This window comes from Candidatus Sulfurimonas marisnigri (assembly GCF_015265475.1).
Lineage (GTDB): Bacteria > Campylobacterota > Campylobacteria > Campylobacterales > Sulfurimonadaceae > Sulfurimonas > Sulfurimonas marisnigri.
Genome location: NZ_CP054493.1, coordinates 275277 through 291594, shown reverse-complemented (window position 1 = coordinate 291594; position 16318 = coordinate 275277). Strand labels below are relative to the sequence as shown.

The 16318-nt window shown below is 35.0% G+C and carries 12 protein-coding genes; 2 read left to right on the top strand and 10 right to left on the bottom strand.

Annotated features, from left to right (window positions below; translation table 11 throughout):
• The first annotated feature begins 23 nt into the window (after positions 1 to 23).
• Positions 24 to 737, top strand: a complete 714-nt coding sequence (locus tag HUE87_RS01555; RefSeq protein WP_194367000.1) for an arginyltransferase — start codon at positions 24 to 26, stop codon at positions 735 to 737.
• A 9-nt stretch (positions 738 to 746) separates the two neighbouring features.
• On the opposite strand, the gene HUE87_RS01550 is transcribed toward HUE87_RS01555, so the two are convergent.
• Positions 747 to 1427 (bottom strand): hypothetical protein, encoded by a 681-nt coding sequence (locus HUE87_RS01550; protein WP_194366999.1) that lies wholly within the window; start codon positions 1425 to 1427, stop codon positions 747 to 749.
• A 53-nt stretch (positions 1428 to 1480) separates the two neighbouring features.
• Here HUE87_RS01550 and HUE87_RS01545 point away from each other — a divergent pair, with 53 nt between their 5' ends.
• Entirely contained in the window at positions 1481 to 1720 is a 240-nt protein-coding gene (locus HUE87_RS01545) for a hypothetical protein (RefSeq protein ID WP_194366998.1), read from the top strand.
• A 72-nt stretch (positions 1721 to 1792) separates the two neighbouring features.
• Here HUE87_RS01545 and fusA read toward each other — a convergent pair whose 3' ends face one another.
• From fusA to rplK, 9 genes are all read right to left on the bottom strand, one after another.
• Positions 1793 to 3880, bottom strand: a complete 2088-nt coding sequence (gene fusA, locus HUE87_RS01540) for an elongation factor G (RefSeq protein ID WP_194366997.1) — start codon at positions 3878 to 3880, stop codon at positions 1793 to 1795.
• Between the two features lie 133 nt (positions 3881 to 4013).
• On the bottom strand, positions 4014 to 4481 hold the full coding sequence (gene rpsG / locus HUE87_RS01535; RefSeq protein ID WP_194366996.1) for a 30S ribosomal protein S7: 468 nt from the start codon (positions 4479 to 4481) through the stop codon (positions 4014 to 4016).
• 165 nt (positions 4482 to 4646) lie between these two features.
• Positions 4647 to 5021, bottom strand: a complete 375-nt coding sequence (gene rpsL, locus HUE87_RS01530) for a 30S ribosomal protein S12 (protein WP_194366995.1) — start codon at positions 5019 to 5021, stop codon at positions 4647 to 4649.
• A gap of 189 nt (positions 5022 to 5210) precedes the next feature.
• Complete coding sequence (gene rpoC / locus HUE87_RS01525) at positions 5211 to 9728, bottom strand: DNA-directed RNA polymerase subunit beta' (RefSeq protein ID WP_194366994.1); 4518 nt, start codon at positions 9726 to 9728, stop codon at positions 5211 to 5213.
• Positions 9721 to 13866 carry a DNA-directed RNA polymerase subunit beta gene (gene rpoB, locus HUE87_RS01520; protein ID WP_194366993.1) on the bottom strand — a complete coding sequence of 1382 codons (4146 nt, stop codon included), beginning with the start codon at positions 13864 to 13866 and terminating at the stop codon, positions 9721 to 9723. The genes rpoC and rpoB overlap by 8 nt, the downstream gene beginning before the upstream one ends.
• A 204-nt stretch (positions 13867 to 14070) precedes the next feature.
• Complete coding sequence (gene rplL, locus HUE87_RS01515; RefSeq protein ID WP_194366992.1) at positions 14071 to 14439, bottom strand: 50S ribosomal protein L7/L12; 369 nt, start codon at positions 14437 to 14439, stop codon at positions 14071 to 14073.
• A 59-nt stretch (positions 14440 to 14498) separates the two neighbouring features.
• A complete protein-coding gene (rplJ, locus tag HUE87_RS01510) occupies positions 14499 to 14978 on the bottom strand; it encodes a 50S ribosomal protein L10 (protein ID WP_194366991.1) in 480 nt (159 codons plus the stop codon).
• Positions 14979 to 15130: 152 nt separating this feature from the next.
• Positions 15131 to 15823 (bottom strand): 50S ribosomal protein L1, encoded by a 693-nt coding sequence (gene rplA, locus HUE87_RS01505; RefSeq protein ID WP_194366990.1) that lies wholly within the window; start codon positions 15821 to 15823, stop codon positions 15131 to 15133.
• Between the two features lie 68 nt (positions 15824 to 15891).
• A complete protein-coding gene (gene rplK, locus HUE87_RS01500; protein WP_194366989.1) occupies positions 15892 to 16317 on the bottom strand; it encodes a 50S ribosomal protein L11 in 426 nt (141 codons plus the stop codon).
• Between the last annotated feature and the right edge of the window lies 1 nt (position 16318).

Sequence of the window (16318 nt, the reverse complement as noted above, 5' to 3'; positions counted from 1 at the left end):
GCAAATTATGTCAAACTTCGCATATGAATATACTTAAAGAGTTTCTTACAGATGACAAATGTTCATATTTGCAAAATAAGCACCAAACAACTTATTATAAAGTAATAGAAGAGTGTTCCACGCAAGAATGCCAAGATTTTATAGAACGTGGCTATAGACGATTTGGGAAGATGTTTTTTAGACCGATTTGTTCTACATGTGATGAGTGTAAAAGTGTAAAAATAGATGTAGATAATTTTGAGTTTTCAAAATCACAAAGAAGAGTCATAAAAAAAGCTTCACATATTAAAAGTTATATACAAAGACCAACTCTAAGCAGAGCTCATCTAAAACTATTTGAGAAATATCACATAAGTATGAAAGATAAAAAAGGTTGGGAATATTCACAGTCAACTCCAGAAGCTTACTATGGCTCATTTGTAGATGCACATAATGACTTTGGTTATGAAGTTTTATATTATGATGAAGATAAACTAATTGGTGTTGATTTAATAGATATTTTGAACGATGGAATTTCTTCTATATACTTTTACTATGACCCAGATTATATAAAATATTCTTTGGGGAAGTTATCTCTATATAACCAAATACTACTTGCAAAAAAATATAAAAAAAAGTGGATTTATTTAGGCTATTATGTTAAAGAGTGCCCGTCTCTTTCATACAAATCACACTACAAACCATATCTAACCCTTCAAGGTAAGCCCGAAATCAATCAGGACTATAAATGGATATAGTTCATAGACTTAATCGTCTCCCAGTTCTTTTCTTTGGTTTTCACGAATCTCATGCTTTGTTTGTATAGCATTATCATCAAGCAACTTTTCTAATGTTTCTTTCTCAATTCTGTCTTTTTTTCTTAATCTTTTAATTTTAGCATTTTCAATTTGCTTTTTAGTCAGCCCTTGTTTTACATTTTTCTCTTTTTTTTGTTTTTTATTTTTATCTAAAATAGTTTTTATTATTCCCTCTTCTTCTATCTCTTCACTGTGCTTAAGGTAGTAATCTAAGATATCTTTCTCATGCTTCTTAATATTTATAAGCTCTGAGTTAATTATTATTATAAAAAGCTCACTATTTTCATCTTTAATTGATTGTTTAAGTTTTACTTCTACTTCTCTTACATAACTATTGTTTTGTTTAAACAATTCTCTTAAAGTTTTTAGATACTCATACTTATCTATTTTTATATTCCCAGACTCTATTTCAAAGCCTTTTTTCTTAGTTTCTTCAACTTTTTTAATATATTTGTCTATTTTTCTTTCTATTAGAGAAAACTCCGGTACGGTTTTCAACTTTTGTATTGGTTCTGCATTATCATACACTATATCGCCTATTGTAGAGTATATAGTCGGGTTCTCTAAAGAAATCTTGCTTTGAGCAAATAATACTGTTGCAAAAAGAGCTAAAATTACTAATTTATTCATAATCACACCTAATTTTTTTTTATTTTTTTAACTATAGAAGATATAATAATAGTATGATTAAAAAAATAAAAATTGAACTTTTATATTTCTCAATAATACTGATAGTCTTGGCATTGTTACAGCACCCAGACCTACTTACCTCTCCGCTAAAGAGAATTGACATAATGGTTGAGAAAGAGAACTATTTACACCCTCTACTTTGGACATCAACGGTTTACTTTGCTCTAGGATTTGTAAGATTAGTAATCAAATACCTGCTGTATTTGAAAAACAGAATCAAAAATCAACTCTAGGTAATATCGTCAAATTTTGATTTGTTTGTAGGGAAAGACAATACTCCATAAATGGAGTATTAATGTTTTAGCTTAGCCGTTTCTCTTTTTCTGAATCTCTTCAGATACATTTCTTGGAACTTCTTCATAATGATCAAATTCCATAGAGTATGTTGCGCGTCCTTGAGTAGCAGAACGAAGGTCCGTTGAATAACCAAACATTTCAGCAAGTGGAACAAATGCATCAACAATTTTGTTACCTGAGCGGTCGCTCATATTGCTTACTTGCCCACGACGACGGTTAAGGTCACCGATTACATCACCCATATAGTCTTCTGGAACTTCAACTTCAACTTTCATCATTGGCTCTAAGATAGATGGTCTAGCTTTACGACAACCCTCTTTGAAACCCATTGAAGCAGCAAGTTTAAATGCCATTTCATTTGAATCCACATCATGGTATGAACCATCATACAAAGTAATTTCAATATCTTCCATTGGGTAACCAGCAAGTACACCATTGCTCATTGTTTCTTTACAACCTTTTTCAACTGCAGGAATAAACTCTTTTGGAATTGCCCCACCTTTGATTTCATTATTGAAAACAAAACCAGTTGCTGCAGCACCTGGCTTGATTCTAAGATAAACATGACCGAATGCACCACGACCACCAGATTGCTTAGCATACTTGTATTCTTGCTCTACTTCGTCTTTAATTGACTCACGGTAAGAAACCTGTGGAGCACCAACTTCAGCTTCAACAGAAAATTCTCTTCTCATTCTATCAACAAGGATTTCAAGGTGTAACTCACCCATTCCTGAAATAATAGTTTGACCAGTCTCTTCGTCTGTAGCAACTCTGAAAGAAGGATCTTCAGCAGCAAGCTTACTTAGTGCGATACCCATTTTTTCCTGGTCAGCTTTAGTTTTTGGCTCAACAGCAACAGAGATAACTGGTTCAGGGAAATCCATTCTCTCTAATACAACTTGTTGACCGACAGCTAAAGTATCACCAGTAGTAGTTGCTTTAAGACCAACAACCGCACCGATTTCACCAGCGTAAATCTCTTTTACTTCTTCACGCTTGATAGCATGCATTTTTACGATACGACCAATTCTCTCTTTTTTGTCTTTAGTAGTATTATGAACAAATGAACCTGATTCTAGTGAACCACGGTAAACACGGATAAAAGTCAATACTCCAACAAATGGGTCTGTCATAATTTTAAATGCCAATGCTGCAAAATCACCATCATTTGTAGATGGAACTTCTACATGAACTTCTTCATCGTCCATCATCGTACCAGTAATAGGTGCACACTCTGTTGGAGCTGGAAGGTAAGCACAAACTGCATCAAGTAAAGTTTGAATACCTTTGTTTTTAAATGCAGTACCACAAGTCATAGGAACAATTGCCATACCAAGTGTAGCTGCTTTTATAGCCGCTGCAACTTCTTCTTCTGAAATCTCTTCACCATCTAAGAATTTTTCTGCAAATTCGTCATTACCTTCAACATCAGCTAAAGATTCAAGCATTTTTTCTCTATATTCATCAGCTTTGTCTTGTAATCCAGCAGGAATCTCTTCAACATGGTAGTTAGAACCCATTGCTGCATCTTTATCCCATACTATTGCTTTCATTTTAACAAGGTCAATAACACCGTCAAATTCAGCTTCAGCACCAATTGGTATTTGAATAGGAACCGGATTACCTTTTAGTCTATCACGAATTTGGCTTTCAACTTCATAAAAGTCTGCACCTGTTCTATCCATTTTGTTAACAAAAACAATTGATGGGACTTTATAACGGTTTCTTTGTCTCCAAACTGTTTCTGATTGTGGCTGAACACCACCAACAGCACAGAATACTGAAACAGCACCATCAAGAACACGCATAGAACGCTCAACTTCAATAGTGAAGTCAACGTGACCCGGAGTATCAATAATATTGATCTGCTTACCTTCCCACTCACATGTAGTAGCAGCAGAAGTAATTGTAATACCACGCTCTTGTTCTTGCTCCATCCAGTCCATGGTTGCAGCACCATCATGTACTTCACCTATTTTATGCTCAACCCCTGTGTAAAATAGGATTCTTTCTGTTGCTGTAGTTTTACCTGCATCAATATGAGCAGCAATACCGATATTTCTTACGTCTTCTAATTTATGTGATCTTGCCATTTTTATAATGCCTTAAAGTGATTTATTTATAGAGTTGGACCTCTTTCATAAATAGACTTTGTCTATTTGTAAAAGAGGTCATTGAGGATTCCCAACCTTTATGGTTAGGAGACTCCGCTTAAGTATGAAAAGATTACCAGCGATAGTGAGCAAATGCTTTATTTGCTTCAGCCATACGGTAAGTATCTTCTTTTTTCTTAAATGCATTACCTTTATCAGATGATGCATCCATTAATTCATTTGCTAATCTCTCAGCCATAGTTCTTTCGTTTCTCTTACGAGAAGCATCAATTAACCATCTTATAGCTAGAGAAAGTTGACGTACCGGGCGTACTTCTACTGGAACTTGATAAGTAGCACCACCAACACGGCGACTTTTAACTTCAATAATTGGTTTGATATTTTCAATAGCATCATTAAAAGTATCAATACCTGTTTTCTCACCGCGAGAGCTAACGATATCCATTGCACTGTAAATGATTTTTTCAGCTGTTGATTTTTTACCATCAAACATAACTTTATTTATAAACTTCGTTAAAATTTTGCTTCCATAAACTGGATCTGGCATAATTTCACGAACGGGAGCTTTTCTTCTTCTCATTTAGAATTCCTTCTTCAATTTTTTCAAATTTACTCAAAATAAACTACTTAAAATTTATCCTGTAGCTATTTTTGAATATTCTCAGCTATTCACTTTTAGCACTGTTTCTAAATAGAAACTAGTTTGCATATTAATTAATAGTTGTTTCTAAAAAATAATAAAAAATTATTTTTTAGGACGCTTTGTTCCATATTTAGAACGAGCAACCTTACGATTAGCAACACCTGCAGTATCTAGTGCACCACGTACGATATGATATTTAACACCAGGTAAATCTTTAATACGACCACCACGAACAAGAACGATTGAGTGCTCTTGAAGGTTATGACCCTCACCACCGATATAAGAAATAACTTCAAAACCTGAAGTTAAACGAACTTTTGCAACTTTTCTTAAAGCTGAGTTAGGTTTTTTTGGTGTTGTTGTGTAAACACGAGTACAAACACCACGACGCTGTGGACATGATACAAGAGCTGGTGATTTTGATTTTTTAATCACACGTTTACGCTCATTGCGAATCAATTGATTGATTGTAGGCATACAATTCCTTTACTTTATTTTTCCAGTAGAATTTAATTCTCTAAATTTCAGAGAATTATAGACACGTGATAATACATAAAGAGTAATTAAAGTAAGCTTATTTTAAGTGTGAATTTAGATTTAGGTTTCAAAGGAGGAATATTAGTAACTACGCTTAGCGTAGTTACAGCAAAGAAAGTTTAAATTATATTATGCTTCATCATTATGAAACATGATCTCTTGATTTTTATAGATACCTGTTCCAACTGGTATAGTTCTACCAATAATAACATTCTCTTTAAGATCATTAAGATCATCAATTTTTGCAGAGACTGCAGCTTCAGTTAATACTTTTGTAGTATCTTGGAATGATGCAGCGGATATTATACTATCAGCTGAAACAGCTGCACGAGTAATACCAACCAAAAACGGTTCTGCTATAGCTGGACGACCACCAAGTCTAGTGATTTTTTCATTCTCAAGTGCAAATTTAGCTTTTGACACTAAATCTCCTTCAATAAATTTAGTATCTCCAGATTTAACAATCTTAATTTGTCTAAGCATTTGAGTAAAGATTACTTCAATATGCTTATCAGCAATATTAACCCCTTGAGAACGGTAAACTTGCTGTACTTCACTTACTAAATAGTTATAAAGTGCTTTAACACCCATAATACGAAGTAGTTCATGTGAAGAAATAATACCAGAAGTAAGTCTCTCACCAGCATGCACAAAGTCACCTGATGCAACAACTGCTACATGTGATTTGTCTACAAAGTACTCTTTTATAATCCCGTTGTCACTGCTAACAATGATTCTAACTTTTCCACGAAGTAGTTTACCAAAACTTACTGTTCCATCTATTTCAGAAATAAGTGCAGTAGCCTTTGGACGACGTCCTTCAAAAAGTTCAGATACACGAGGAAGACCCCCTGTGATATCGCTAGATTTTTGAAGTGCTTTTGGTGTTTTTGCAATTATATCTGCTACTTTTACTGTTGCACCATCTTCTACATATATAGATGATTTTGATTCAATTTGATATCTCAAAAGCTCACCATCTTCACTAGCAAGTACGATTGTCGGTTTATACTCAGCAGATAAGTGATCGTTTATCATTAAACGTGTTTTACCTGTAAGTTCATCATATTGCTCACTAGCTGTTGTTCCAACTATGATATCTTCAAATTTAACTACACCATTTGTCTCAGAGATAACTGGGTTAGAGTATGGATCCCACTCAGCAATTACAGTTGATTCATCACTCTTTGGTTTAGCAATAAGTGTAGTTGAGTCAACAGCAGCATCATCAGAAGCTACAATAACAGATCCTCTAGCTACATAATGTCTTACAGCTTCACGGTTATTTACATCAACAACAGTTGCAAAAAGACCTTTTTCAACTACTTCATAACCTGCTTCAAGACCTTCAAATCTCTCAAGAAAGTCACCTTTAAGTAAAAAGTACTTAACAGTACCTACTTCTTTAGCCAATATTTTTTGAGTAACTGGTGCGCCATCTTTTACTAATAATTCTGAAGCATACGGAACGCGACTTGGGACATTCCACCCATCTTTAATTGTTTCAACAATAGATTCAGCTTCAGCTACCTCAGAACCATTTTCATATGGGAAGTAGTATTTGCCCTCAATCTGTCCACCTACACCAGCAAGTTCGTTTGGCTTAGCTATTTCATTTTTACGAAGTGAGTATCTAACAGTATCACTTTTAGATGCTATACTGATAATAACTTCATCATGAATAGTTTGAATATTTAACTTTCCAGCAAAAGGAGCTTTAATTTTTGGTTCAACTAATAGTACAGCTGCATTTCTACGATTTGCAACTATATTTTTCCCTTCTTTAGAAGAGTAAGTTTTAACATTATAATAACGTATAAAACCCTCTTTTGTAGCTACAACTTGTCTCTCTTGAGCAGTTGAACTCGCAGTTCCACCAACGTGGAATGTTCTAAGTGTAAGCTGAGTACCAGGTTCACCAATAGATTGAGCAGCAACAATACCAACAGCCTCACCAGTACGGACAATATGACCTGTTGCTAGGTTAACACCATAACATAGAGCACAGATTCCCTGTTTACTTTTACATGTAGTAGGTGTTCTGATGTGTGCTGTTTTTATACCAGCTTCTGAGATTACTTGCGCAGAAATTTCATCAAGTAAAGTTCCCTCTGCAAAAAGAATTTCATTGCTTATAGGGTCAATGACATCATCAGCCAAAACTCTACCATTTAGTCTATCTTCTAAAGACTCAATTAATGTATTTTGGTCAGATATATCTGAAATTTCAATACCTTCATGAGTGTGACAGTCGTGTTCTACAATCTTAACATTTTGAGCAACATCAACTAGCTTACGAGTCAAATAACCCGCATTTGCTGTTTTAAGCGCTGTATCGGCAAGACCTTTTCTAGCACCGTGAGTTGAAATAAAATACTCAATTACATTCAGACCCTCTTTAAAGTTTGAGATAATTGGTGTTTCAATAATATCGCCACTTGGTTTAGCCATAAGACCACGCATACCGGCTAACTGACGAATTTGTGCAGCTGAACCACGAGCACCAGAATCTGCCATCATATGAATAGAATTGAATCCATCCTTATCTGTTTGAACCAAGTCCATCATCTGAGTTGCAAGAGTATTGTTTGTATCTGTCCAAACATCAATAATTTTATTATATCTCTCTTGTTCTGTTAAAAGACCAGCTTCATACTGTTTTTGAATTTCAATAACTCTGTTTTTAGATTCAGTTATTTTAGCAGTCTTAGTTTCAGGAATAATAATATCAGCTATTGATATTGATACTCCAGATTCTGTTGCATGCTTAAAACCTAAATCTTTAAGATTATCAAGGAATGTTGCTGTTATGCCTATTCCACCATGTTTTTGAACATAATCAACAGTTTCATTAATAGCTTTTTTCTTCATAACTCTATTCCAAAGTTCAATTGGAACAAACTTAGGCAATACAGCTTTAAGAAGCATACGACCAGCTGTTGTATGAATGATTCTTCCATCAACACGTGTTCTGATTTTTGCATGTATATCAAGTGCATCATGCTCAATAGCAATTCTAATCTCATCTACATTTGCAAAAAGTTTATTTGAACCTTTAACACCATTTTTTTCTAATGTTATATAGTAAATACCAAGAACCATATCTTGAGATGGTGTAGCTATCGCCTTACCAGATGCTGGAAGTAAGATATTCATAGATGCAAGCATTAGAACTTTTGCCTCTGCTATAGCTGCAGAGCTCAAAGGCACATGCACAGCCATCTGATCCCCATCGAAATCGGCATTGAACGCAGCACAAACCAATGGATGAAGCTGAATTGCTTTACCATCAATCAGTTTTGGGTGAAACGCTTGAATCGATAGCTTATGAAGTGTTGGTGCACGGTTAAGAAGTACAGGATAACCATCAACAATCTCTGCCAGACACTCCCAAACTTCATTCGTTTTCTCTTCAATCATGTTTTTTGCAGCTTTTACTGTTGTAGCATAACCTTTGTCTTCAAGCTTAGCAATCAAATGTGGCTTAAACAGCTCTAAAGCCATTTTTTTAGGTAAACCACACTCATCCATACGAAGATTTGGACCAACAACAATTACAGAACGGCCAGAAAAGTCAACACGCTTACCAAGTAAATTTTGACGGAAACGTCCTTGCTTACCTTTAATAATTTCACTTAATGATTTAAGTGGACGCTTGTTAGCACCTTTTACAGCATTAGCGCGACGACCATTATCAAAAAGAGCATCAACTGCCTCTTGAAGCATTCTTTTTTCATTTCTAACAATGATTTCAGGAGCTTCAAGTTCAACTAAACGCTTAAGTCTTTGGTTACGGTTAATAACTCTTCTATATAAGTCATTTACATCTGAAACAGCAAATTTACCGCCATCTAGAGAAACAAGAGGTCTTAAATCTGGTGGAAGAACAGGTAAAACTGTTAACATCATCCAAGCAGGATTATTTCCAGAATTTAAAAATGACTCAATAACTTTCAATCTTTTAGCAATAGTTTTTCTTTTAGCTTCACTTTTTGTAAGTTCAATATCTTCTTTAAGTTGTGTAAATGCATCAACTAAGTCAATTGAATCAAGTAAATCACGGATTACTTCTCCACCCATACGAGCAGCAAAGCCTAATTCACCAAATCTCTGAACTAAAGTACGGTATTGCTCTTCATTTAAAACATCATATTTTAAAACTGGTGTTTTTGCTTCAGCATCATAGTATGCTTCTCCACCAGACTCAACGATATATGCTTCATAATAAAGTACACGCTCAAGGTCTTTCATTTTAATACCGAGAAGAGTACCAATTCTTGAAGGTAATGAACTAACATACCAAATGTGAGCTACTGGTGTAACAAGTTCAATGTGACCCATACGGATACGACGAACCTTAGTGCTTGTTACTTCAACACCACATTTCTCACAGACTACACCTTTATAGCGCATCTTTTTGTATTTACCACAAAGACACTCATAATCTCTTACAGGACCAAATATTTTAGCACAAAATAGACCATCACGTTCAGGCTTAAGCGTACGATAGTTAATAGTTTCCGGCTTTTTTACTTCACCATGACTCCAAGACATAACTTTCTCTGGAGAAGCTAGGCGAAATTGTAGCTGCTTAATATCTTTTGGTCTTTTATCTTCAGTTACTTCTATTGGTACTAATTTACTCATCGTCTTCAACCTCGTCAAATAATTCTACATCAAGAGCTAATGATTGAAGCTCTTTGGTTAATACAAATAGTGTCTCTGGAATACCAGAAGGTGGCACTAATTCACCTTTAGTGATTGCCTTATATGCACGAACACGGCCATCAACATCATCAGACTTAATAGTTAACATCTCTTTTAAAACTGCAGAAGCTCCATAGGCTTCAAGAGCCCAAACTTCCATCTCTCCAAATCTCTGTCCACCAAATAGTGCTTTACCACCAACTGGCTGTTGAGTTACTAAAGAGTATGGTCCAGTTGAACGAGCATGAATTTTCTCATCAACAAGGTGATGAAGTTTAAGAATATACATGTAACCTACATTAACACGCTCTTTTATCTTCTCTCCCGTCAAGCCATTATAAAGTACAACTTTACCATCACTATCCATTTTAGCCAGTTCAAACAATTTTTCAAATTCGGCAACATTAACACCTTCGAAAATCGGAGTTGCAAATCTTACACCATTTGACCAGTCACGAGCATATTTTAGAAATTTCTCATCACTCATCTCGCCGATAACTTTAACAGCGTTCATCATACCGGCAATATCAGCAATAGATATCATTTTTGAGCGAAGATTTTGTATAAAATCTTTTTGTTTAGTCTCAAACTGTTCTAAAATCTGGTTACCAAGCTCACGTCCTGCCATACCTAAGTGCATCTCTAAGATTTGACCAATATTCATACGAGAAGGAACACCAAGTGGATTTAGACAAACATCAACACTTCTTCCATCTTCCATATACGGCATATCAACTTCTGGTACGATTATTGAAACAATACCTTTATTTCCGTGACGACCAGCCATTTTATCACCAACTTTTAGTTGACGCTTAGTAGCTATATAAACTTTTACATACTTAACAACACCATTAGGTAAAATGTCATCTTTTTCTAAAATAGTCAGTTTCTCTTCATGTTCATCACGGAAAAGTCTTTTCTCTTTTTGAAAATAGTTTTTAGTTTTATTATACTCATCCTGAATCGCTTCGCTGAATGACTTAATAATTGCATTCATAGCAAAGCGGTTTACTTCAACTAAATCATTACCATTGATAATATCTCCAGCTTTGTAATCAGTATCACCTATTTTAATATCAGAAACTAAAGCCTCTTTAGTTAAAAGTTTAGTAACTCTTAACATTTCCTCTTTGTCTATCATAAGCAGTCTATCATAGTGTTCACGCTCTAAGTAGTCACGCTCTTCTTTTTCAAGCTCTAGTGCACGAGGATCTTTGTCGTAACCTTTTTTTGTAAAGATTTTAACATCAACAACAACACCTTCCATACTTGGAGGGCAGTAAAGTGACTTATTTATAACATGACCAGCTTTTTCACCAAAAATTGCACGAAGAAGACGCTCTTCTGGAGTTGGTTTAACTTCCCCTTTTGGAGAAACTTTACCAACTAAAATCATACCGCCAGAAACTGATGTACCTATTTTAACAATACCGCTTTCATCCAAGTGAGACAACTCATCATCTCTAACATTTGGAATATCACGAGTAATCTCTTCTACCCCATGCTTAAGCTCTCTCGCTTCAACTTCTTTTTCATAAATATGAACAGATGTAAAAGCATCCTTACGTATAAGTCTCTCTGAGATTACGATTGCATCCTCAAAGTTATAACCATTCCAAGGCATAAATGCAACCATTGCATTAACACCAAGTGCCAATTCACCTTGATCCATATTTGGACCATCTGCGATTATTTGGTCTTTCTCAACTCTTTCACCAACATTAACAATTGGTTTTTGAGCAAAAGAAGTATTTTGGTTAGTACGAAGATTTTTTTGTAATGGGTAGTAATCTATATATATTTCTCCATCATCGTCTCCCATAACATAAATATGTTTTCCATCCACTTTTTCAACAATACCAGAACGTTTAGCTTTCACACACTCCCAAGAGTCTCTCGCAACAAGCTTTTCAACACCTGTTCCTACAATAGGCGCAAGTGGTCTCAAAAGTGGGACAGCTTGGCGTTGCATGTTTGAACCCATTAATGCACGATTGGCATCATCATGCTCTAAGAATGGAATAAGAGAAGCTGCAACACCAACAACCATGCTTGATGACAAGTCAGCATACTCACACTCAATAGATGGACGAAGTAAAATCTCACCATCCATTCTTGTTGTAATTAAGGTATCTATAAATTGACCATCTTCATCATATTTATTTGATGCAGCAGCAATCTTTTTACCCTCTTCTTGAGTAGCAGTCAGATAAATAATTTCAGATGTCACTTTGCCATCTTTCATTACTTTATATGGTGCTTCAATAAATCCATGCTCATTAACTTTTGAGTAAGTTGCTAAAGTATTGATAAGACCAATATTTTGACCCTCTGGAGTCTCAACTGGACATATTCTCCCATAGTGAGTTGGATGAACATCACGAACTTCAAAACCAGCACGTTCTTTAACTAAACCACCCTCTCCCAATGCAGAAAGACGACGCTTGTGAGTAACTTCAGATAGTGGATTGGTTTGATCCATGAATTGTGAAAGCTGTCCACCAGAGAAAAACTCCATAATTGTTGAAGTTATCATTTTTGAGTTAATTAAATCATGAGGCATTAGCTCAGACATAGGTCCACTCATCGTAGACAACTTGTCACGAATAGCTTTTTGCATTTTAACTAAACCATTATGTAATTCATTTCCTAAAAGTTCACCAATAGAACGAATACGACGATTACCTAAGTGATCTCTATCATCAATGTGACCTTGACCATTTTTTACTTTTATTACATATTTTACAGACTCAATAACATCTTCATGAGTTAAAACAGTCACATATTCAGGAATAGTAAGACCAAGTTTATGATTCATTTTCATACGACCAACTTTAGTTAGGTCATATCTCTCTGGATCAAAGAAAAGTTGATTAACAAAAGTTTTAGCAGCCTCTTTGGTTACAGGTTCTCCTGGTCTCATAACTTTATAAATACGAATAGCAGAAAGATCATTCTCATCTTCAATATTTTCAGTTTGTTTTAGTAATTTAAGTGAATCAGCATCAGCATTAAATGCGTTAATAATAGAACCATCCACACCTTCAGCTAAGTCATTCGCAATTTTAAAATTACTTACGCCTAATTCAGCCATCTTTTTAAGTTTGCTCTCATCAATACGAGTCATAGTGTCAAAAAGAATTTCACCTGTTTCAGGATCAATAATAGGCTCAGCGATATTACGATCAAGTAAAATCTCAAGTGGATATTCAACTTCTTTAAGGCCGTCATCAAGGAATTTTTGTGCTTTGTTAGCTGATAATCTTTTCCCAGATGCTACTAGAATTTGACCATTAGTATCAACTAAATCATAACTCAATCTTGTTCCATAATCACTTGGATTGAAGCTCATTGAGAATTTATTATCTACAATATTAATTGTTTGAATAGGGTAAAACAGTTTTAGAATATCTTGTTTAGAGTAACCAAGTGCACGGAACATAATAGTTACAGGAACTTTACGGCGCTTATTAATTCTCATATATAAAATATCTTTAGGGTCATACTCAAAATACAACCATGATCCGCGATCAGGAATAATCTGTCCAGTATAAATAAGTTTATTTCCTGAAGTAGTAGACTCTTCTTCTTTAAAAATTACACCAGGTGAGCGGTGAAGTTGATTAACAACAACCCTCTCAACACCATTAATAATAAAAGATGTTCTTTCTGTCATTAGCGGAATATCACGAACAAAAATACTTTGTTCTTTGATATCTTTAACCCCTAATTTTTCTTTTGTATTTTCATCTCTGTCCCAAAGCACAAGACGTGTTTTCATTCTTAATGATACAGCATAAGTAAGACCACGTTCCATGCACTCTCTAACTGTATATTTAGGTTTACCAACTTCTGAACCAATATATTCTATAGTAAGTCTATTTTGAGTGTCATGAATTGGGAAAACTGACTGAAATACTGTCTCAACACCGCTATCTGATCTATCTTTATCATCTAGCATTAAAAATTTATTGTACGAACTTTGTTGAAGTTGTAATAAATTTGGTACTTCTATCTGTTGAGGAGTTTTAGAGAAGTCTACACGAAGACGATTTCCGGAGTATAAAGTGTTTAACATAGGCTACCTCGATGAGTTGTTATTAGGACCCAATCCTAGATTGGGTTTATCGTATCCAAGCGTCCTTAGATAGATTTTGAGCTCTCTATAAGAGCCCCATTTTACAGTGCTTATAAACGACATAAGGGCACTTTTACGAAGTGATAAAAATCTCTTCGTAAAAGCGCCCAGAAATGCAGGGCAGATGCCCTGATTAGTTAAAAATTATTTAACTTCTACTGTTGCACCTGCTGCTTCAAGCTCTGCTTTAGCAGCTTCTGCAGTCTCTTTATCAACACCCTCTTTGATAGTTGATGGTAATGCTTCAGTTGCGTCTTTAGCCTCTTTAAGACCTAAGCCTGTAAGAGCACGAACAACTTTAATAACACCGATTTTTTTAGCACCAGCATCAGTAATAATAACATCAAACTCAGTTTGTGCTTCAGCAGAAGCACCAGCAGCAGCGCCACCAGCAGCAGCTACTGGTTGAGCAGATACACCGAATTTTTCTTCAAATTCTTTAACAAGCTCAGAAAGTTCTAAAACAGAAAGTCCTGAGATAAATTCTAATACGTCTTCTTTAGTTATAGCCATAATTTTCTCCATTATGTAAATTTAATAATGACAATAGTCATTTTAGTTGTTAAAAGCTATTAAGCTTCCTCTTTTTTTTGTCTAAGTGCATCAAGTCCAATTGTAAAGTTTGCAACAGGTGCCATCCAAGTAGCAGCAAGCATTGCAAGCAACTCGTCACGACCAGGAAGTTTAGCAAATGCTTCAACCTTAGCAGCATCAGCTGGCTCTCGGTCAACATAAGCAGACTTAATTACAAATATATCATTAGCTTTAGCGAAATCAGCAACTACTTTAGAAGTGGCAACAGAATCTGCACCCCATACTAAAATGTTAGTGTCTTTTAATTCAACACCTGTTAACTCTGCATTTGAAAGTGCAATTGTTGCTAAAGTATTTTTAACAACTTGTACTTTTGCTTCTTTTTCACGAGCAGCGTTTCTTAAACCTTCAAGAGCAGAAACGGTCAAACCTTTGTAATCACAAAAGATTACACTTTGAGCGCTTTTGAACTCATTTGAAAGTACTTCAATAATTTCAGCTTTTTGTGTTTTTGTCATAGAATATCTCCTTTCCAGACAACACTTCAACAGGAATACTACAAATGTAGTATATTAAGCATTCGCTCCTATATCTCTAGTCCATAAAATGCAGTTACGAAAGTAGTAACTTTATAGTGTCTTAATCTTTTTAAGACACTAAAAATTACTAATTATTTTATATCCATCAATTCCATAACATCAAGCTTAAGAGCAGGACTCATAGTTAACGATAGTGCTCCAGTCTTTATGTAACGACCTTTAGCAGAAGCAGGCTTTTGCTTATTGATAGCTCTTACAAGTGTAGTAAGATTTTCAGCTATTTGTACAGCTTCAAAATTTGCTTTACCAATACCAGCATGAATATTTCCTTTTTTATCAACACGGAAATTTACCTGACCACCCTTAACATTTTTAACAGCTGTTGCAACATCTGGAGTTACAGTACCTGTTTTAGGATTAGGCATCATACCTTTTGGCCCTAGAATACGGCCAATTTGACCAACAAGTCCCATACAATCTGGAGCAGCAACAACTACATCAAAATTGAAGATTCCTTCTTTAATTTGCTGTACTAAATCATCAGTACCAACTATATCAGCACCAGCAGCTTTAGCTTCATCAGCTTTAACACCTTTAGCGAAAACAGCAACACGAACTGTTTTACCTGTACCATGAGGTAATACAATCGCCCCACGAATCATTTGGTCAGCATGTCTAGGATCAACATTTAAATTAAGTGCAATTTCTACAGTTTCGTTAAATTTTGCACTTTTTAAATCTTTTAGAACATTTGAAGCGTCTTCAACACCATATGCTTTAGTTAAATCAATTTTCTCTATTAATTGTTTGTATCTTTTACTCATTTTCAAATTCTCCTGTGTAATTCTGCCACAAAATTTTACATCATTGTGGTCGATGATTTATGTAAATATTAATCTACTACTTGAATACCAATTGAACGAGCTGAACCAGCTAAAGTATTAGCTGCCATTTCTCTATCATCTGTATTTAAGTCTTTAATTTTTTTATCAACAACTTCCATTAATTGTGCACGAGTGATTTTTCCAACTATGTTTTTAAGTGGATTATCTGTACCTTTTTTAAGTCCTGCAGCATGCATCAATAAAGCTGATGCTGGTGGTTCTTTAGTGATAAAAGTAAAACTTTTATCAGTGTAAACTGTGATAATTACAGGAACTTTGAATCCCTTTTTATCTTTTGTTTTTTCATTGAATGCTTTAGTGAATTCCATGATGTTAACACCACGTTGTCCTAAAGCTGGTCCTACTGGTGGTGCCGGTGTTGCTGCACCTGCATTAATGTGTAGCTTTATATAGCCTGCAATTTTTTTTGCCATT